Below are 19,558 nucleotides of genomic sequence, written 5' to 3'. Positions count from 1 at the left end.
CCCGTGCCCGACTTCGTCGACGGCGAGCTGATGGGTGGCCAGCCTGACGGCTTCGAGCGCCTGTGGACCCCGCACCGCATGGCGTATATCGAGGACGCCAAGGACCGCCCGGAGTATGAGGGCAAGCATGACTGCCCGCTGTGCGCCAAGCTCGAGATGCCCGATCGGGACGCTCTCGTGGTCTTCCGCGGCGAGCACTGCTACGTGGTGCTGAACCTGTATCCGTACAATCCCGGCCACCTGATGGTGTGCCCCTACCGTCACGTCGGCTGGTACACCGACGCCACGGACGCCGAGCGCGACGAGATGAGCGTGCTGACGCAGAAGGCCATGCGGGTGCTGGCGTCCGTGTCCGGCACGCAGGGCTTCAACATCGGCATGAATCAGGGCGCCGTGGGCGGTGCCGGCATCGCCGAGCACCTCCACCAGCACGTGGTGCCGCGCTGGATGGGCGACTCCAACTTCCTGCCGATCATCGGCAAGACCAAGGCGCTGCCCGAGATGCTGGACGACACGTGGGCGAAGGTCTCGTCCGCGTGGGGTGAGGTGGACTGATGCTCGGATGGCTGCGCCCGTTCATGGGCAAGCTGTGGGCCGCGCCCGCGAAGGGGCTGCTACGCCTGGGCGTCCACCCCAACGCGGTGACGATCATCGGCACCATCGGTGTCGTGTTCGGCGCGTGCTTCTTCTTCCCGCGCGGCGGCATCAACCTGTTCTGGGGAGTCTTGTTCATCACGTTTTTCGTGGTGACGGACATGCTCGACGGCACCATGGCGCGCCTGTCGGGCAAGGCCAGCCGCCTGGGCGCCTACCTGGACTCCACGCTGGACCGGGTGGCCGATGCCGCCATCTTCGGCGCGCTCGTGTGGACCTTCCGTGAGACCTCGCCGTCCACGTCGATGGCCGCGCTGCTGTGCCTCACCCTGGGCTCGTTCGTCCCGTACGCACGGGCGCGGGCCGAAGGGCTGGGCATCGACGCGAAGGGCGGCATCGCGGAGCGCTCGGACCGGCTCGTGATCGGCCTGGTAGCGACCGCGTTCGTGGGGCTGGGCCTGCCGCTGTGGGTGCTGACGTGGGTGCTGTACCTGCTGGCCGCGGCCGCCGCGATCACCGTGGTGCAGCGCACCATGGTCGTGGTGCGGGAGAACCGTAAGGACCACCGCCTGGACGCCGCCACTCGATGAACGCGCTGCTGACCGCCTGGCGGGCTTCGCGCGTCCTGCCGGTGGGCGCGGTCCGTTCGCTCGCCGCCGCAGGCGCGCGCCTCGCCTGGCGCCGGCCCGGCACCGCCGTGCGGCGGTTCGAGGACAACCTGCACCGTGTCACGGGTCTCGAGGGCGACAGCCTCCGCTCGCTGTCCCGTCGGGGCCTGGAATCCGTCTCGCGTTACTACGCTGAGGCGCTCACGCTGGACCGGTTCACCGCGTCACAGGTCGAGGCCCGCGTGCGCCTCGACGGGTACGACGGGGTGCGCGAGCTGCTCGAGACGACCCCGACCGGCGCCATCGCCGTGCTATCGCACAGCGGCAACTGGGACCTCGTCGGTGCCTATGCGTCGCCGCGCATCATTCCCGTCACGGCGGTCGCGGAGGTGCTGAAGCCGCGCGAGATGTTCGATCAATTTGTCGCGATGCGCGAGGGCGTCGGCATTCAGGTGCTCGGACATGAGGGCGGCTCGACCTTCCGCGAGCTGATCCGGATCACCAAGGCACAGCGCACACTCGTGTGCCTGCTGTCCGACCGGGACATGTCCGGCTCGGGCGTCGAGGTGCAGATGTGGGGCCGCGGCGTGAAGGTCGCGCCAGGACCCGCGGCCCTCGCCCTCGCCACCGGCGCACCCATCGTCCCGGTGCATGTGTACTACGAGCGCCTGAGCGGCGCGCGGCGGCGAGCCGCAGCCTCGCCGTGGGGGGTGGTGCTGCACTTCGGTCCGGTGATCGATCCGGCGAGTGTGGCATCGGCCCCCCGCGATGCCCAGGTGAGCGAGCTCAGCCAGCGCTGGGCCTCGTGGATGGCGGACCGCATCGCGGAGCACCCCGAGGACTGGCACATGCTGCAAAGGTTCGGGTGGACCGCATGAGGATCGGCATCGTCTGCCCCTACAGCTTCGACCGCCCCGGCGGCGTGCAGCTGCACATCATGGATCTGGCGGAGATCCTCATGGAGCGCGGCCACGACGTGTCCGTCATCGCACCAGGGTCGCCCGGTGTCGCCGTGCCCGACTACGTGTCGATCGCCGGCAAGTCCATCCCCGTGCACTACAACGGCTCGGTGGCGCGCGTGAAGTTCGGGCCCATCGCGGCCGCGCGCGTACGCATCTGGCTGCGAGACGGCGACTTCGACGTGGTGCATCTGCATGAGCCGGGCACGATGTCGCTGTCGGTGATTGCCATGTGGGCGCGGCTCGGTCCCACGGTCGCGACATTCCACACGTCGAACGACCACTCGCGCATGATGCGCATCGCGAAGCCGTTCATCAAGCCCGGGTACGAGGAGCTCGACGCGCGCATTGCGGTGTCTCCCTCGGCCGACCGCACCGTCAAGGAGCACCTGGGCGTCTCCGCGACCCACATCATCCCCAACGGCGTCGACACCGAGGAGTACGTGGCAGCGGAGCCGCGCGGCGAGTGGACGGGCACGCGTAATGCCCCGACCATCGGGATCCTGGGCCGCATGGACGAGCCACGCAAGGGCCTCGAGGAGTACCTCGCCGCGATCCCGTACGTGCGAAGGAAGTACCCACGGGCGCGATTCCTCGTCGCTGGCCGGTTCTCGGACCGCGTGGCCGCGCGCGCCGCGCGCGCGGGCGCCGAGGTGGTCGGCGAGCTCGACGAGGGCATGAAGGCACGCTTCATGGCCTCCGTCGACGTGTATTGCGCGCCCAACACCGGGGGAGAGAGCTTCGGCATCGTGCTCGTTGAGGCGATGGCGGCCGGCGCCGCCGTCGTGGCGAGCGACCTGCAGGCCTTCCGCGACGTGGCGACCGACGGCGACGGCGAGCTGGGCGCGGCGCTGCACACCGTGGGTGACTCGGTCGCGCTGGCCGCGCGCATCACGGCCCTGCTGGATGATCCGCGCGGCCGCGAGGCGCTCGCCGCACGCGGACAGGCCCGCGCGTTGACCTTCGACTGGCACCAGGTCGCCCCGCGCATCGAAGAGACGTACCGTGACGCCATTAGACTGGACGCGGAACTGTTCCCGCGATGAGCGGGCAACACACCTCCCCGAAACCACGACGCGAAGGAAGCATCAGGCATGAGCGACACCGCCCCTAGCACCACCCCCCAGGTCGGCACCGATCTGGTCAAGCGCGGCATGGCCGAGATGCTCAAGGGCGGCGTCATCATGGACGTCGTCACCCCCGAGCAGGCCAAGATCGCCGAGGACGCCGGAGCCGTCGCCGTCATGGCCCTCGAGCGTGTCCCCGCGGACATCCGCGCCCAGGGCGGCGTGGCCCGCATGTCGGACCCCGACCTGGTCTCCGGCATCATCGACGCCGTCTCGATCCCCGTCATGGCGAAGGCCCGCATCGGCCACTTCGTCGAGGCGCAGGTGCTGCAGTCGCTGGGCGTGGACTACATCGACGAGTCCGAGGTCCTGACGCCGGCCGATTACGCCCACCACATCGACAAGTGGCAGTTCACTGTGCCGTTCGTGTGCGGCGCGACCAACCTGGGTGAGGCGCTGCGCCGCATCTCCGAGGGCGCGGCCATGATCCGTTCCAAGGGCGAGGCCGGCACCGGTGACGTGTCGAACGCCACGACCCACATGCGCACGCTGCGCTCCGAGATCGCGCGCCTCACGTCGCTGCCCAAGGACGAGCTGTACGTCGCGGCCAAGGAGCTCCAGGCGCCGCTGCCGCTCGTGCAGGAGGTGGCCGAGACCGGCAAGCTGCCCGTCGTGACGTTCACCGCGGGCGGCATCGCCACCCCGGCCGACGCGGCGATGATGATGCAGTTGGGCGCCGAGGGCGTGTTCGTCGGCTCCGGCATCTTCAAGTCCGGTGACCCCGCCTCGCGCGCCAAGGCGATCGTCAAGGCCACGACCTTCTACGACGACCCCTCGGTCATCGCGGAGGTCTCGCGCGGACTGGGCGAGGCCATGGTCGGCATCAACGTCGACGACGTTCCCGAACCGCACCGCCTCGCCGAGCGCGGCTGGTGACTGAAGGCTTGAACGACCAGACGGCCGATGCGGGGGTGACCCCCGCATCGGCCGTACCTGTGTCTGGGGTACAGCTTGGACGTGAGGCGCAGCCGGGCGTGATTCAGCGGGAGGGTGCCCGCGTGCTCTTGCTCGACGGCGAGGGGCGCCTGCTGATGATGAGGGCGCACGACTCGCACCGCCCCGAGCGGTCCTGGTGGTTCACGCCCGGCGGCGGCCTCGAGGCGGGGGAGAGCGCGCGGGAGGCCGCGGCGCGCGAGCTGACCGAGGAGACGGGGCTCGTGGTGCCACCCGAGGCCCTGGTCGGTCCGGTGTGGGACCGCACGGCTCTGTTCGATTTTCAGTCGCGCCCGTACGTGCAGCACGAGGTGTTCTTCGTGGCACAGTTGGCCGATGCGACGCCCGCGTCCGGTCTCGCCTGGACCTCCACCGAGGAGGAGACCATTGACGACACGGTGTGGATGACGCAGGCGGAGCTGGCCGCCGCGGAGATTGAGGTGTTTCCCGCCCAACTACGGGAGGACTGGGCGCCGTTCCTCACTTGGGACGGCCAGACGGTGGATTTGGGAGAGGTCAGCGAGTGACGACGGTAGGAGTGTTGGCACTGCAGGGCGACGTGCGCGAGCATGCGGCGGCGGTGACGGCGTTGGGGGCCGAGGTGACGCTGGTGCGCCGCCCGCGCGAGCTCGACGAGGTCGACGCAATCATCCTGCCCGGCGGCGAGTCGACCACCATCGACAAGTTGCTCAGGGCCTTCGATCTGCGTGAGCCGCTCATCGCGCGGATCGAGGCGGGGCTGCCCGTGTTGGGCTCGTGTGCCGGCATGATCCTGCTCGCCACGGACCTGGTGGACGGCATCGAGGGCCAGCAGACCCTCGAGGCGATCCCCATGACGGTGCGGCGCAACGCGTTCGGGCGTCAGGTCGACTCGGCCGAGGCGTCGCTCACGTGGCTGCCCGACGGCTCGCCCATGCAGGCCACGTTCATCCGCGCGCCGTGGGTCGAGTCCTACGGCGAGGGTGTCGAGGTACTCGCCACGGCGGACGGCGCCGACGGCACCACCCACCCGGTGGCCGTGCAGTTCGGCGTGCGCATCGCGACCGCCTTTCACCCCGAGATCTCCGACGAGCCGCGCGTCCACCAGCGCCTGCTCGACCTCATCTAGACCGCCGTGGCGAACCGCAAGGACGACTGTGCCGACTGAGGCCGAGCGCTGGGAGCGCCAGGTGGCCGACCTCTGGGCCACCGCCGACCGCTCACGTCCGGGTGCCGTGCTCGCCCGCGCGAGGGCGCTCGTGGGCGCGCGCGAGGACGGCGACGCCGCCGCGCTGTTCGAGTTGGCCTCCGCCCACGACTTTGTCGGCGAGGAGGCCGTCGCGATCGGAGTCTACGAGCGCGCCCTCGACGCCGGCCTTGACCCGCGCCGCCACGACGAGGCGATCATCCAGCTCGCCAGTTCGTTACGCCACGTGGACCGCTCGGCCGATGCGGTCGCGTTGCTCGCGTCGTCGCCGGTCGCGCCGGACTTGGCTCCGGCGGCCGCGGCGTTCCGCGTGCTCGCGCTCTATGACCTCGGGCGTGCCTCGCAGGTCGAGGTGTCCGAGGCATCGGCCGCGGCTCAGGCAACCCCGTACGGGCGGGCGGTCGCCAGGTACGCGGCGGCGCTCCAGGGTTCGCCAACATCAAGACCATAACCTTGATTCTTGCGAAACAAGGTTCTAACCTTGACGCATGTTCGTTCTGACCGCCGATCAACGCGACAGCACCCGCACGGGTGAGCGCGTTGACGCCCTGCTGTCCTCCCTGGACGGCTGGCGGAAGCGGTGGAGCGATGCGATCGCCCTGCCCATCGAGCGCACGGTGGGCGACGAGTTTCAGGCGGTGCTGACTCAGGCCGATGCCGCCGTCGATCTCGCGCTGCGGCTGGTGCGCGAGGGGGATTGGTCGGTGGGCATCGGCGCCGGAGGGGTGAACCTGCCCCTCTCGGCCACCGCGCGTGCGAGTTCGGGTGCCGCCTTCGTGGCCGCCCGGGATGCCGTAGAGCGGGCGCGGGGCCGCCGCGAGCCTGTCCCGGTGGTCGTCGTCGGAGCCGACGAGGGTGCGGCCGGCGCGGCGACCGCCGTGCTGCAGCTCATCGGCGCGGTCCTCCAACGGCGCACGGAGGCGGGCTGGCAGGTGGCCGATGCCCTCGCCGATTCCGCGACCCAGCGCGACGTAGCGCAGGGGCTCGGCATTTCTCCGCAGGCGGTGAGCCAGCGTGCTTCGGCTGCGATGATCGAGGAAGAGCGGGCGGCCCGTCCGGTGGCCGCGATGCTGGTGGCTCGGGCGGCGGGCGACGATGCCCCGAGGAAGGACATCCATGAATGAGGACCTGCTGATCGCGATCGCCATCCCGGCCATCGCGCTCGCCACCCTGGCGCTCGCCACGGCGCTGGGAGCGCCGCTCGTGTCGTGGCTGCTTCGGCGCATCGAACCCGCCGCAGCCACGCCGGGTCTGCTGCGCGGCGGTATGTGGGTCGGCGTGCTCGAGCGCGTCATGGTCACCGGCGGCATCCTCATCGGCATGCCCGAGGTCGTCGCCGTCGTCATCGCCATCAAGGGCCTGGGCCGCTATCCGGAACTGCGCGACACCGCGGCGGACGCTCGCTCCGAGGCGGCCGAGCGGTTCATCATTGGTACCCTCGCGAGCCTCATCTGGGCCGGAGTGCTCGGCGTGCTGGGTCGCTGGGCCATCCTCGCGCTGCTGTGAAACGCGCTGATCGCCGGGCGGCACACCCTGAGTACACTGGTCGGCAGTCCTGACAGTCCGTCACCAAGGGAGCACACGTGTCCGGTCACTCCAAGTGGGCCACTACCAAGCACAAGAAGGCCGTCATCGATGCCAAGCGCGGCAAGCTGTTTGCCAAGCTGATCAAGAACATCGAGGTCGCGGCGCGCACCGGTGGTGGCGACCCCGCGGGTAACCCGACGCTCTTCGACGCGATCCAGAAGGCCAAGAAGTCCTCGGTCCCCAACGACAACATCGACCGCGCCGTCAAGCGTGGCTCGGGCCTCGAGGCCGGCGGCGCCCAGTACGAGAACATCATGTACGAGGCGTACGGGCCCAACGGCGTCGCGATGCTCATCGAGTGCCTGACGGACAACCGCAACCGCGCCGCCATGGAGGTGCGCACCGCGCTGACCCGCAACAACGGCACCCTTGCCGACCCCGGCTCGGTCGCGTACCTGTTCTCCCGCAAGGGACAGGTGATTGTCTCCAAGGAGGGCACCAGCGAGGATGCGCTCATGGAGGCGACGCTTGAGGCGGGCGCCGAGGAGATCGAGGACGGCGGCGACGTGTTCGAGATCACCTCGGAGGCCACCGACGTGATCGCCGTACGCACCGCTCTGCAGGAGGCGGGCATCGACTACGACTCGGCCGAGGCCGCCTGGGTGCCCTCGATGAGGGTCGACCTCGACGTCGACGGTGCGAAGAAGATGCTGCGCCTCATCGACGCCCTCGAGGACTGCGACGACGTGCAGAACGTGTTCGCCAACATGGACGCCTCCGACGAGGTGCTCGAGGCCGCGGCCGAGTAACTCCGGCCTCGCACGCGCCATGCGCATCCTCGGCGTCGACCCCGGGCTGACTCGGTGCGGCCTGGGCGTCATCGACGCGTCCGGGGGGCGCAAGGTGGCGTTGGTCCACGTCAGTGCCGCGACGAGCCCCTCGACGTCCAATACTCCTGCGCGCATCGCGCGGTTGGCCGACGCGCTCGACGCGGTCCTCGACGAGCACCTGCCCGAGGCGATCGCACTCGAGCGCGTCTTCGCGCAGTCCAATGTGTCGACGGTGATGGGCACGGCGCAGATCTCGGGCGTCGTGATGCTGACGGCCGCGCGCCGCGGCCTGCCGCTCGCGCTGTACACGCCGTCCGAGGTCAAGGCCGCCGTCACGGGCGACGGCCGCGCGGGCAAGGCGCAGGTGGGCTACATGGTCTCCAAGGTCTTGGGTCTCACCGAGGTGCCCAAGCCGGCCGATGCCGCCGACGCCCTGGCGATCGCCATCGCCCACGCGTGGCGTGGGGGAGCGGCGCCGCTGGGTAACACGGCCTCGACGGCCGCGCAGCGGCTGTGGGCCGATGCCGAGAAGTCAGCCCGTAAGCGCGGCTGAGCCCCAGTTTGTCGCGGACGGCCTGGGCGCGTCGCGTGCCGAGATGTCGGCTCCGTCCCGTACGGTGTTCGTACATACGTTCGAAGGAGGGGTGCGTGATCTCCACGCTCCACGGCGAGGTGCTGTCGGTCGGTGCGACGAGCGCCGTCATCGAGACCGGCGGCGTCGGCATGAAGGTGCTGTCGACGCCGACCACCCTGGCGGAGCTGCGCCACGGTGCGACCGTGCGCGTGCACACCCACCTGGTGGTGCGCGAGGACTCACTCACGCTGTTCGGCTTCGGCACGGAACATGAGCGCGACACCTTCGAGGCGCTCCAGTCCGTCCAGGGCGTGGGACCGCGCCTGGCCTTGGCGATGCTTGCGGTGCACACGCCCGACGCCCTCGCGCACGCCGTCGCGGCGGGGGACAGGAAGGCGCTCGAGCAGGTGCCGGGCATCGGCGCAAAGGTGGCCGCGCGCCTCCTGCTGGAGCTGGGAGGCAAGCTGTCGCTTCCCGAGCTCGACGTCGCCGGTACGCTCCAGAAGGCCCCGGCCGGCACGGCAGACGCGCGTGACCAGGTCGAGCAGGCGCTCATCGGCCTGGGGTGGAAGCCCGCGGCGGCGACCAAGGCCGTCGACGCCGTCACCGATGGCCCCGTGGCCGAGGCCGATGTCGCCGTGACCCTCCGTGCCGCACTGCGCACTATGGGGGCGGCGCGTGTTTGACGAGGACGCCGACCCGCGCCTGGTGTCGGCGGACGCCGACGCCATCGAACGCTCCGCAGAGGCCGCGCTGCGCCCGGGCAGCCTCGACGAGTTCGTGGGACAGCAGACCCTGCGCGACCAACTCAGCCTCGTGCTACGCGCCGCGTCCGCACGCGGCACCACCGCTGACCACGTGCTGCTGTCCGGCCCTCCCGGCCTGGGCAAAACCACGTTGGCCATGATCATCGCGACAGAGATGGGCGCCAACCTGCGCCTCACCTCGGGCCCCGCCATTCAGCATGCCGGCGACCTCGCGGCGATTCTGTCGTCCCTCGAGGAGGGCGACGTGCTGTTCCTCGACGAGATTCACCGCCTCGCGCGCCCCGCCGAGGAGATGCTCTACCTCGCCATGGAGGACTTCCGTGTCGACGTGGTGGTGGGTAAGGGCGCCGGCGCCACGTCGATCCCGCTGAGCCTGCCGCGCTTCACCGTGGTGGGCGCGACCACGCGCGCGGGTCTGTTGCCTGCACCGCTGAGGGACCGCTTCGGCTTCACGGGCCACCTCGAGTTCTACGAGCCCGCTGAGCTCCAGCGCATTCTCGGCCGCTCCGCGCGGCTGCTCGATTTCCCCATCGACGTCTCCGCCGCGCATGAGATTTCCGGTCGCTCGCGTGGCACGCCTCGCATCGCGAACCGGCTCCTGCGCCGCGTGCGGGACTTCTCCGAGGTGCACGGCAACGGCCGCGGCACGCTCGCCAATGCACGCGAGGCACTCACGGTCTACGAGGTCGACGAGCGCGGACTCGACCGCCTCGACCGCGCCGTACTGCGCGCCCTGTGCACCCGTTTTGGCGGTGGTCCCGTGGGCCTGTCGACGCTCGCGGTGTCCGTGGGCGAGGAGCCCGAGACCGTCGAGACGGTCGCCGAACCGTTCTTGGTGCGCGAGGGCCTCATGAGCCGCAGCCCACGCGGCCGGGTGGCGACGGCCGATGCCTGGGAGCACCTCGGCCTCACCGCCCCGGCCGATGCCGTCGCCGGCCACGTGGGCGGCCGCCTGTTCGACTGAGCGCGCACGCTCAATGGGCGGCACGCGGATGGCCTGGTCGACGCGGTTGCCCGATACCCCTAGAATCGGCTGGGCTCCTCTGGGGGCAATCACGCACGCAAGACCCGAAGGAATCCTGTGTCAAAAGCGACCAAGAGCGCACGCAAGGCGCTGATCTGGCTGGGCGTCATCCTCGTCCTCATCTTCGGTGGCCTCGCTGCCGGCGTGGCGACCGGATCGACCAACTGGACCCCGGGCCTCGCCCTCGACCTCGCCGGTGGACGTCAGATCATCCTGACCCCCGTGCTCGAGGAGGGAGCGACGCAGGAGATCGATCAGTCCGACCTCGACCAGGCGGTGCAGATCATCCGCCAGCGTGTCGACGCCTCCGGCGTCGCCGAGGCGGAGATTACGACGCAGGGCAACAACATCGTGGTCTCGCTGCCGGGCAACCCCGACCAGTCCACGGTGGACCTGGTCGCCCAGTCGGCGCAGCTCCAGTTCCGCCCCGTGCTTCAGGTGGGCGACCCCGGTGCCACGGCGGGCACGGACACCAGCGCGACGCCCGAGCCCAGCGCATCGGCCGAACCGTCCGCGGAGCCCAGCCCATCGGCCGAGCCCAGCTCCGCCGAGACCCTCGTTCCCGACGTCGACGCGTCCGAGACCGCGCACGTTGTCGGTGAGGCGAGCGTCTCCACCCAGGCCGCCGACGCATCGGCCTCGCCCGAGCCGAGCGCGTCCGCCGTCACGACGGACGCCCTGATCGGCGCCGAGGCCTCCGCCGAGCCCAGCGCCGAGCCGTCCGCGGAGCCTTCCGCGACCGCGACCGCGACCGACACCGCGAGCGGCCCGGTCTACGGCGAGACGGACCCGTCGTCCTTCGAGTGGCTGACTCCGGAACTCCAGCAGGAGTACGCCGAGCTCGACTGCCTCAGCATCGAGAACTACTCAGGGCGCTCCATGGGCGACCCCCAGGCCGGCTACACCGCGTGTGGCTCGGCGGACTTCCTCAAGTACGCCATGGGTCCCGTCGAGCTCACGGGTGACGACCTCGAGACCGCCACGTCGGGCCCGCAGCAGAACCAGGCCGGTTCCTACACCGGCTCCTACGAGGTTCGCTTGCAGTTCACCGACGAGGGCGCGCAGAAGTTCGACGAGATCACGCAACGCATCGCGCAGCTCGAGAGCCCGCGCAACCAGTTCGCGATGGTGCTCGACGGTGCCGTCATCTCGGCGCCGTCCGTGTCCGCGCGCATCTCGGGTGGCCAGGCGTCCATCACGGGTAACTTCACGCAGGACCAGGCAGAAAGCCTCGCGAACCAGCTGAAGTTCGGCGCGCTGCCGCTGAGCCTCGAGGTCCAGTCCAACCAGCAGATCTCCGCCACGCTCGGTGCTGAGCAGCTCGAGAAGGGCCTCATCGCCGGCGCCATCGGCCTGCTGCTCGTGGTCATCTACTCGGTGTTCCAGTACCGCGCGCTCGCTGTCGTGACGATGGGATCGCTGGTGCTCGCCGGCATCACCACCTACGGCGTGATCACCCTGCTGTCGTGGGGGCTCGATTACCGGCTCTCGCTCGCGGGCGTCGCCGGTCTGATTGTGGCGATCGGTATTACCGCGGACTCCTTCATCGTGTACTTCGAGCGCATCCGCGACGAGCTACGTGAGGGCAGGTCCCTCACGAGCGCCGTCGATCACGCGTGGGCCCGTGCCCGCCGCACGATTCTGGCGTCCGACGCGATTTCGCTGCTCGCGGCCATCACGCTGTACATGCTCGCCGTCGGCGGCGTGCGCGGCTTCGCGTTCACCCTGGGTCTCACGACCGTGATCGACGTGTTGATCGTGATGCTCTTCACCCACCCAGTGATGGTGCTGCTGGCCAAGACGAAGTTCTTCGGCGAGGGCCACAAGTGGTCGGGCCTCGACCCGCGCCAGCTGGGCCGCGACTCGATGTACAAGGGGCGCGGACGCGTCCGGTCGGCGTCGGCTGCACCCAAGGCCGCGACCATCGCCTCGGCCGAGTCTGACGGCGACGCCGGTGAGGGCCTCACCCTCGCCGAGCGCAAGGCGGCGCAGCGGAAGGCGGCTGCGGCGGCATCGGCCCCTGCGGCTACCACCGACGCTGCCGAGGCGCCCGACGTTTCCACGGACGCCACCGAGTCCTCTGCGGACGCGCCCGACGAACCCGACATCGCCGCAGGCGACGACACCAAGAAGTCGGAGGGCTGATCATGAGCCTCGCTACCTGGGGAAACAAGCTCCACTCGGGAGAGAAGACCTACCCGATCGTGGGTCAGCGCAAGCGCTGGTTCATCGTCTCGGGTGTCTTGATTGCGCTGTCGATCGCGCTGCTGTTGATCAAGGGCCTCACGCTCGGACTCGACTTCACCGGCGGCACGCAGTACATCGTGCCGGACGTGGAAGAGGTCTCCGCGGCACCGGCCGAGGAGGTTGTTGCCGAGATCGACCCCACGCAGGAGCCGCGCGTCAGCATCCTGGGTGACAACGACATCCGCGTGCAGCTGGGCGATCTGTCCGATGAGGACCAGCAGGCGCTCACCACGGCGTTGGCGGACGCGTACAACGTCGAGCAGGACACCATCAGCTTCGACCAGATCGGTCCCACGTGGGGCGCGTCGGTCGGCACGCAGGCCGTGCAGGCGCTCGTGATCTTCCTGCTGCTCGTCTTCGGCGTCATCGCCATCTACTTCCGCGCCTGGCGCATGGCTGCCGCCGCGATCATCGCCCTGATCCACGACCTGCTGTTCACGGTCGGCATCTACGCGCTGGTCGGCTTCGAGGTCACGCCCGCGGCCGTGATCGGCTTCCTGACCATCCTGGGCTACTCGCTTTACGACACGGTGGTGGTGTTCGACAAGGTCAAGGAGAACACCGCGCACCTGACCGAGCAAACGCGTTACACCTACGACGAGCTCGCGAACCTCGCGGTGAACCAGACGCTCGTGCGCTCGATCAACACGTCGATCGTCGCGCTCCTGCCGGTCTCGGCGATCCTGTTCATCGGTTCGTTCGTGCTGGGTGCGGGCACGCTGATGGACATTTCGCTCGCGCTGTTCGTCGGTATGGCGGTCGGCACCTACTCGTCGATCTTCGTCGCGACGCCGCTCGAGGTGGCGCTGCGCGACAACGAGCCGCGTATCAAGGAGCACACCGCCAAGGTGCTGGCCCTGCGAGCCGGCGGCTCCACCGACGTCGTCCGCGAGGACGGAACCGTGCGCGTGGGGGCACTCACCCCCGGTGAGCACCTGGGCCAGTCCGCCCAGCCCAAGCGCAAGAAGAAGTAGCGACCCGTTTCGGGTGAGGGCCGATGCCGTGGGTGACCACGGCGTCGGCCCTCGTGTGTTGTGGACGGGCCCGGGTAGCGCAGCCCTCGGCGGGAACGACGAGAGTACGAGGGACGTTGTCCTGACCCCTAGACTGGAGCCTCACCCAGGCTCACGGGAGGAGGCGTCATGACGGATACCAGGCCCACCTCGTCCGCGCTCGGACCGCTCGCGTTCCTGCGTCGCGCGCCCCGTGAGCCCTCGGCCATCGACGGCATCCTCGACACGTACCGACGGATGTATCCCAAGGGCAAGACCAGCCAGATCGAACGCGCCTATCAGGTGGCGGCCAAGGCGCACGAGGGTCAGACCCGCAAGAGTGGCGAGCCGTACATCATTCACCCCATTGCGGTGGCGCAGATCATCGCGGAGATGGGTCTGCCGGAGTCCGTGATCTGTGCGGCGCTGCTGCACGATGTGGTCGAGGACACCTCGTATCCGCTCGACACCCTGCGCGAGGAGTTTGGCGACGAGGTCGCTGAGTTCGTCGACGGTGTCACCAAGCTCGACAAGGTGAAGTTCGGCGACGCGGCGCAGGCCGAGACCGTGCGCAAGATGGTCGTGGCGATGGCCAAGGACATCCGCGTGCTGCTGCTGAAGCTCGCCGACCGGCTGCACAACGCGCGCACGTGGAAGCACGTGCCCGTCGAGTCGGCCCGGCGCAAGGCGCAGGAGACGCTCGAGATCTACGCGCCGCTCGCGCACCGTATGGGGCTCAACGCGATCAAGTGGGAGCTCGAGGACCTGTCGTTCAAGACGCTCTATCCGAAGATCTACGGCGAGATCGTGGACGTGGTGGCCGAGCGCGCGCCGGAGCGAGAGAAGTACCTGGCGGAGATTCGCGGCGAGATCGAGGCCGAGCTGCGCCAGATGAAGATCAAGGGTGAGATCACCGGGCGCCCCAAGCATTACTACTCGGTGTATCAGAAGATGATTGTGCGAGGGCGCGACCTTGCCGACATCTACGACCTGGTCGGGATCCGCATCCTGGTCTCGACGGTGCGCGACTGCTACGCCGTCCTGGGCGCCATGCATGCGCGGTATCAGCCGGTGCCTGGTCGCTTCAAGGACTACATCGCGATGCCCAAGTTCAACCTCTACCAGTCGCTGCATACGACGGTCATCGGGCCGTCGGGCAAGCCGGTGGAGCTGCAGATCCGCACGCACGAGATGCACCGTCGCGCCGAGTACGGCCTCGCGTCGCACTGGCGCTACAAGGAGACCGTCAAGGGTCAGGGCGGTCGCTCGGACGACATGGGGTGGCTGCGCCAGATCGCGGACTGGCAGCAGGAGACCGCGGACCCCACCGACTTCCTCGACTCGCTGCGAGGTGAGATTTCCCGCGCCGAGGTCTACGTGTTCACCCCGCGCGGTCGCCTGCTGGCGCTGCCTCAAGGCGCGACGCCCGTCGACTTTGCCTATGCGGTGCACACCGAGGTGGGCCACAAGACCATCGGCGCGAAGGTCAATGGGCGTCTGGTGCCGCTCGACTCGACGCTCGAGAACGGCGACACCGTCGAGGTGCTGACGACGTCGGACCAGAACGCGCATCCCAAGCGCGACTGGCTCGACTTCGTGCAGTCCACCCGTGCACGCAACAAGATCCGGCAGTGGTTCACGCGTGAGCGTCGCGAAGAGTCCATCGAGACCGGCCGCGACATGCTCGCGCGGGCCATCAGGCGCCAGCACCTGCCGATGCAGCGGCTCATGTCGAAGTCCACGCTCCTGGCGCTCGCCAAGGAGATGCACTACGAGGATGTCGACGGGCTCTACGCCGCCATTGGCGAGCACAAGGAGCAGGCGTCGGACGTCGTCACCCGCATGGTGGAGGCCGTGGGCGGCGCCGAGGGGGCCGACGAGGACGTCACCGAGATCACCCGCCCTGGCACGGCGGCACATCAGCGTGCGCGTCGCGGCGACGTGGGCGTGTCCGTGCACGGGTTGTCTGATGTGGTCGTGAAGCTCGCGAAGTGCTGCACCCCGGTGCCCGGCGACCCGATCCGCGGCTTCGTGACGCGTGGCAATGGTGTCTCGGTGCACCGCGCGGATTGCGCGAACCTCGCGTCGCTCGACTCGCAGGCCGAGCGTTTTATCGACGTGCAGTGGACGGGCCAGTCCGATGCCGCGTTCCTGGTGCAAATTGAGGTCGAGGCGCTCGATCGCAACCGACTCTTGTCCGATGTCGTCAAGGCGCTGTCGGACTACCACGTGAACATCCTGGGCGCCAACGTCTCCACCAACCGCGACCGGGTGGCGCTCAACACGTTCACGTTTGAGATGGCGGATCCGTCGCACTTGGGTGCGGTGCTCTCCGCGATCCGCCGCATCGACGGCGTGTATGACGCGCGCCGCATCACGGGATCTCGACGAGTCGAGTAGCGGCGCCCGTATCGCCGCGGTGCGGGCTGTCGGCATCGCGCGCCTCGTTGCCGCTGCGGCGCTCGTCGCCGCACCGCGCCGCCACGCGGATCGGCAAACCCTGTGCGTCGCGAAGTGCGCCCCATGCGGACCACGCTCGCTTCCACGAGCGGTCGTGCGACGAGATCCTGTCGAGCGCGCGCACCGCGAGCCCCGCGTCCACCGCGCCCGCGGCAACGAGTTGAAAAGCGCGGGGGAGGGCGATGCCGAGGTCGGCCCATCGCAAGGCGTCCACGAGGGCATCGGCCGGCCGGGCGACGGCGTCGCCGTAGTCGTATGTCGTCGCGTGGATGCGGCTGGGCATGGAAGGTGTCCACGACCTCAGGTGGCGGTGCTCATCGGCCACCAGGTCGAGAGTCTCTGGCGGTGTGCCCCCGAGGTGGACCCACAGGGCCGCGAGACCACTGGCGACAAGCCCAGGCCGGGAGTGCGTCGCCAACGCCGCCGCGCGGATGCCCCGGCAATCCTCGATATCGGGTGCTCGCGCCACGCCGGGCAGCATGGGCACGATGATGTCGTCCCGCAGCATCCGGCGATATGCCACGGTGCCCACTTGAGCTTCCCAGATCAACCACATACCCGCAGTCTCGCCCGGCAACACGCTGAGCGCCGGGGGAACGGCCGATCTGTGGAAAACCTCGGTTGTCAGCCTCGCCCGCGCGCGCACCAGCGCCCGTGCGCACACCAGCGCCCGTGCGCACACCAGCGCCCGTGCGCACACCAGCGCCCGTGCGCACACCAGCGCCCGTGCGCACACCAGCGCCCGCGCGCGAGAACGCTCAGCCGACCGGTACCGGGATCGGGTAACCCAACCTCTCGTAGTCGGACCGATAGAAGTCGATGACCATGTCCCGAGCGGCATCGGTGAGCACGACGTCCGTGGCGTCGATGCCGGTCATGGCGCTGCCCTTGAGACGGTGCGGCGCCGACAAGGGAATGTCGAGTCCCGTCGCGGCAGCGAGGCGGGCGAGGCCGGTCTCGATGCCGTCTTCGAAGCGGAAGGTGTGCGTGCCGGGCACGAGGAACTCGTGCTGCCGTCGCAGGTGGTTGTCGAACCAGTAGGGATTGGTCGCGACTTTGGCGAAGCTATCGCGTACCCACGCCTCGACAGCGGTGCCAGACACGTCGGGCTGGGCGGCCTTGCGTGCCCGCCAGACGTACTCCGAGACCACGCGGCGTGTGGGCTCTCGCACATACGTGAAGATTGCGTCGAAGCGATCCACATGCAACGTGGACTCGAGGATTGCCGCGTGCTGGTGCTGGGGTGAGCATCGCCGGAGCCTGTTGAGTGAGTCGCGACCGCCGCCACCGTCATGCAACGCGACCGACCATCCCGCGTCCCTGAACGCATCATCGACGGAGCTTCCGCCGGTCTTAGGGATGTGGACGAAGAGGATGGATACGCCGTCGCGCCGAAAAATGGGCATCGGTAGCCTTCTGGTCGCAGGTTCGATGAATCGGGCCACCGTAGCGATGACACCTTGCGAAAGGGTGAACGGACGGTGACCTGACGGCATCGGCCCCAGAAAACAGAAACCCCGGCCACACCGTGAGGTGCGACCGGGGTTCCGGGAAGCTGTCAGGTCAGGACACGACGCCCTGAATCTGCTCGAGCCAGGCGCGGCGTGCGCTCAGTGCCTCTTCGGCCTCCTTGATCTTGCGCTTGTCGCCAGACTCCTTGGCGGCCTCGAGGTCCTTCTCGAGGTCCGCGATAGCGGCCTCGAGCTGGGCGGCCGCACCGGTGGCACGGCGCTCGATCTCGGGGTTGCGCGAATTCCACTGCGCATCCTCGGCGTCCCGGACTGCCTTCTCGACGGCGCCCATGCGCTTGTTCAGGCGCGCGACGTCGGCGCGCGGCACGCGGCCGGCGTCCTCGAAGCGGTCCTGGATGGCGCGCAACTGACGCTTGGTGTTCTCGAGGTCCTTAATGGGCAGCAGTGCCTCGGCCTCGACGACCGCGGCTTCCTTGCCCTCCACGTTGCCTGCAAGGGCCTCATCCTCGGCCTCGGACTCGGCACGGCGGGCATCGAAGAACGAGTCCTGCGCTGTCTGGAAACGCTTCCACAGCGCGTCATCCACGCTACGGCGGCCACGACCGGCTCGCTTCCATTCGCCCATGAGGTCCTTGAAAGCGCGGGCGGTGCGGTCCCAGTCGGTGGACTGGGCGAGGCGCTCGGCCTGGGCGACCAGTTCCTCCTTGCGGCCCGCGACGTCGGCGTTGTCCTTGTCGAGCTGGGCGAAGTGGTGCTTGCGCGCCTTCTCGAACCCGGAACGCGCCGTCGTGAAGCGCTTCCACAGCTCGCGCTCGGCGTCCTTGGGGATGCGGGCGTTAGAGCGCTGCGCCTCCTTCCAGGTGTCGAGGAGCGAGCGCAGTTCCGCAGTGTCGTTCTTCCAGTGGACCTGCGCCTCGGGCTTGGCGGCGATGGCCTCGGCGGCCGCCACGATCTGCTCGCGGGCGGCGAGAGCCTCGACACGGGCGGCCTCGCGTTCGGCCTGGATCTTCTCGCGGGCCTCGAGCGCCTCCTTCTGGACCATCTCGAAACGCTCCCGCAGGGCGGCGATGTCGCCGACCACGGCCGGGGTTTCCAGCTGAGGGGCGATGGAGCCGAGCGAGTCGTCGATGTCCTTGGGGCTCAGCTCGGCCGACGACAGGCGCGCGTGGAAGCGCTCCACCGAGGCGGCCAGCTCATAGTACGCCTTCGCGAACGGGGTGAGCGGGTCGTCACCAGCGGCCTCGCCGACGGTCACCTTCTCCTCGCCGATCGTCACGACGACGGCGTCACCGTCGACAGAGCCGAACTTCTTCGCGGCTTCGATCTGTTCGTCCGAGACCTCGGCGACCACAGGCACCTTGACGGGGTGCGTGGCCTGCTTGGCAAGGACGGCGGGACTGGGGGCTCCGGGGCGCGGGCCGGGCTTGGGGGTGGGCTTGGGGGCGGTCACGATACTGACACCTCGTTCACGATGACGGACTGTGCCGGCTGTCCGTCGGGCTCGCCTGTAATGGTTCCGGCATTGGCAACGCCCTCAACAATACTCAAACCCTCAGTGACCTGCCCGAACACCGTGTAGCCGCCGGCCGCGTCAGACGGGATGGTGGAGTCCTCGTAGACAATGAAGAACTGGCTGCCCATCGACTCGGCGTCGCCGCCACGGCGCGCCATCGCGAGGGTGCCGGCGGGGTACACGTCGTCGGGCGCGTTCTCGATGGGACCGTACGAGTAGTTCGGGCCACCCGTGCCGGTCGCGGAGGGGTCGCCGCACTGCAGCACATAAATACCTTCGGTGACCAGGCGGTGGCACTCGGTGCGGTCGAAGTAGCCGTCCTCGGCGAGCGCCACGAAGCTCGCGGTGGCCTGCGGCGCGTCCACGCCGTCAAGCGTCACCGCGATGTCCCCGAGGTTGGTAGCGATCGTGACGTCCCACTCGCGGTCCTCCGCGAGGCTGGGGTCCGGGGGAGCGGGCGAGGTGGCCCAACCGGTCGCCAGCTCGGGCTCGCTCTCGGCCGATGCAGTGGCCGACGGCGTACTCGTGCTCGCTTCCGGTGTACTCGGGTCGTCGTCCTGGAGTGCCATCACGATGAGGGTCGACCCTGCGCCCACGACGAGAGCGATGGCCGTGATGGCAGCGACGATGCGGATGCGGTGTTCGCGCTTGGCGCGCTTCGCGGCCTGACGAGCTTCATATTTACGCTGCTCGCGCTGGGCGTGGGCGCGCGCCTGCTTCTTGGTGGTCATGGATCCTCAACGAT

The 19,558-nt window shown here is 69.2% G+C and carries 21 protein-coding genes; 17 read left to right on the top strand and 4 right to left on the bottom strand.

The window, feature by feature from the left end; translation table 11 throughout:
• Positions 1–3 precede the first annotated feature (3 nt).
• From B7K24_RS11475 to B7K24_RS11395, 17 genes are all read left to right on the top strand, one after another.
• Positions 4–555 (top strand): HIT domain-containing protein, encoded by a 552-nt coding sequence (locus B7K24_RS11475; protein WP_307182512.1) that lies wholly within the window; start codon positions 4–6, stop codon positions 553–555.
• Positions 555–1,184 (top strand): phosphatidylinositol phosphate synthase, encoded by a 630-nt coding sequence (gene pgsA / locus B7K24_RS11470; RefSeq protein WP_084130482.1) that lies wholly within the window; start codon positions 555–557, stop codon positions 1,182–1,184. The genes B7K24_RS11475 and pgsA overlap by 1 nt, the downstream gene beginning before the upstream one ends.
• Complete coding sequence (locus B7K24_RS11465; protein WP_084130481.1) at positions 1,181–2,080, top strand: phosphatidylinositol mannoside acyltransferase; 900 nt, start codon at positions 1,181–1,183, stop codon at positions 2,078–2,080. Before pgsA ends, B7K24_RS11465 begins: the two co-directional genes overlap by 4 nt.
• The gene (locus tag B7K24_RS11460) at positions 2,077–3,207 is read left to right on the top strand and encodes a glycosyltransferase family 4 protein (protein WP_144268280.1); all 1,131 of its coding nucleotides are present in this window, start codon (positions 2,077–2,079) and stop codon (positions 3,205–3,207) included. Before B7K24_RS11465 ends, B7K24_RS11460 begins: the two co-directional genes overlap by 4 nt.
• A gap of 48 nt (positions 3,208–3,255) precedes the next feature.
• Entirely contained in the window at positions 3,256–4,164 is a 909-nt protein-coding gene (pdxS, locus tag B7K24_RS11455) for a pyridoxal 5'-phosphate synthase lyase subunit PdxS (protein ID WP_084130479.1), read from the top strand.
• A gap of 8 nt (positions 4,165–4,172) precedes the next feature.
• Positions 4,173–4,748, top strand: a complete 576-nt coding sequence (locus tag B7K24_RS11450; RefSeq protein ID WP_234986691.1) for an NUDIX hydrolase — start codon at positions 4,173–4,175, stop codon at positions 4,746–4,748.
• Positions 4,745–5,329, top strand: coding sequence for a pyridoxal 5'-phosphate synthase glutaminase subunit PdxT (pdxT, locus tag B7K24_RS11445; RefSeq protein WP_144268279.1), 585 nt, complete (start codon positions 4,745–4,747; stop codon positions 5,327–5,329). Before B7K24_RS11450 ends, pdxT begins: the two co-directional genes overlap by 4 nt.
• A gap of 28 nt (positions 5,330–5,357) precedes the next feature.
• Positions 5,358–5,858 (top strand): tetratricopeptide repeat protein, encoded by a 501-nt coding sequence (locus B7K24_RS11440; RefSeq protein ID WP_234986690.1) that lies wholly within the window; start codon positions 5,358–5,360, stop codon positions 5,856–5,858.
• A gap of 37 nt (positions 5,859–5,895) precedes the next feature.
• Positions 5,896–6,531: a hypothetical protein gene (locus B7K24_RS11435; protein WP_084130476.1), complete on the top strand. Its 636-nt coding sequence runs from the start codon at positions 5,896–5,898 to the stop codon at positions 6,529–6,531.
• A complete protein-coding gene (locus B7K24_RS11430) occupies positions 6,524–6,913 on the top strand; it encodes a hypothetical protein (protein ID WP_084130475.1) in 390 nt (129 codons plus the stop codon). The genes B7K24_RS11435 and B7K24_RS11430 overlap by 8 nt, the downstream gene beginning before the upstream one ends.
• 77 nt (positions 6,914–6,990) lie before the next feature.
• Positions 6,991–7,743, top strand: a complete 753-nt coding sequence (locus B7K24_RS11425; protein ID WP_084130474.1) for a YebC/PmpR family DNA-binding transcriptional regulator — start codon at positions 6,991–6,993, stop codon at positions 7,741–7,743.
• A 19-nt stretch (positions 7,744–7,762) separates the two neighbouring features.
• A complete protein-coding gene (gene ruvC / locus B7K24_RS11420; protein WP_084130473.1) occupies positions 7,763–8,317 on the top strand; it encodes a crossover junction endodeoxyribonuclease RuvC in 555 nt (184 codons plus the stop codon).
• Between the two features lie 95 nt (positions 8,318–8,412).
• A complete protein-coding gene (gene ruvA, locus B7K24_RS11415) occupies positions 8,413–9,024 on the top strand; it encodes a Holliday junction branch migration protein RuvA (protein ID WP_084130472.1) in 612 nt (203 codons plus the stop codon).
• Positions 9,017–10,069 (top strand): Holliday junction branch migration DNA helicase RuvB, encoded by a 1,053-nt coding sequence (gene ruvB, locus B7K24_RS11410; protein ID WP_084130471.1) that lies wholly within the window; start codon positions 9,017–9,019, stop codon positions 10,067–10,069. The genes ruvA and ruvB overlap by 8 nt, the downstream gene beginning before the upstream one ends.
• 117 nt (positions 10,070–10,186) lie before the next feature.
• Entirely contained in the window at positions 10,187–12,274 is a 2,088-nt protein-coding gene (secD, locus tag B7K24_RS11405) for a protein translocase subunit SecD (RefSeq protein WP_144268278.1), read from the top strand.
• A gap of 2 nt (positions 12,275–12,276) precedes the next feature.
• Positions 12,277–13,350 carry a protein translocase subunit SecF gene (gene secF, locus B7K24_RS11400; protein WP_084130470.1) on the top strand — a complete coding sequence of 358 codons (1,074 nt, stop codon included), beginning with the start codon at positions 12,277–12,279 and terminating at the stop codon, positions 13,348–13,350.
• 168 nt (positions 13,351–13,518) lie between these two features.
• Positions 13,519–15,768, top strand: a complete 2,250-nt coding sequence (locus B7K24_RS11395; protein ID WP_084130469.1) for a bifunctional (p)ppGpp synthetase/guanosine-3',5'-bis(diphosphate) 3'-pyrophosphohydrolase — start codon at positions 13,519–13,521, stop codon at positions 15,766–15,768.
• On the opposite strand, the gene B7K24_RS11390 is transcribed toward B7K24_RS11395, so the two are convergent.
• From B7K24_RS11390 to B7K24_RS11375, 4 genes are all read right to left on the bottom strand, one after another.
• Positions 15,743–16,384: a hypothetical protein gene (locus B7K24_RS11390; protein WP_144268277.1), complete on the bottom strand. Its 642-nt coding sequence runs from the start codon at positions 16,382–16,384 to the stop codon at positions 15,743–15,745. The genes B7K24_RS11395 and B7K24_RS11390 overlap by 26 nt on opposite strands.
• Before the next feature lie 202 nt (positions 16,385–16,586).
• Positions 16,587–17,234, bottom strand: coding sequence for a sulfotransferase family 2 domain-containing protein (locus tag B7K24_RS11385; protein ID WP_084130467.1), 648 nt, complete (start codon positions 17,232–17,234; stop codon positions 16,587–16,589).
• Positions 17,235–17,391: 157 nt separating this feature from the next.
• Entirely contained in the window at positions 17,392–18,750 is a 1,359-nt protein-coding gene (locus tag B7K24_RS11380; RefSeq protein WP_084130466.1) for a DUF349 domain-containing protein, read from the bottom strand.
• Entirely contained in the window at positions 18,747–19,544 is a 798-nt protein-coding gene (locus B7K24_RS11375) for a peptidylprolyl isomerase (protein ID WP_084130465.1), read from the bottom strand. Before B7K24_RS11375 ends, B7K24_RS11380 begins: the two co-directional genes overlap by 4 nt.
• Positions 19,545–19,558 lie beyond the last annotated feature (14 nt).

Source organism: Demequina sp. NBRC 110055 (assembly GCF_002090135.1).
Classification (GTDB): Bacteria; Actinomycetota; Actinomycetes; order Actinomycetales; family Demequinaceae; genus Demequina.
This window is presented reverse-complemented; position numbering and strand designations above follow the sequence as displayed.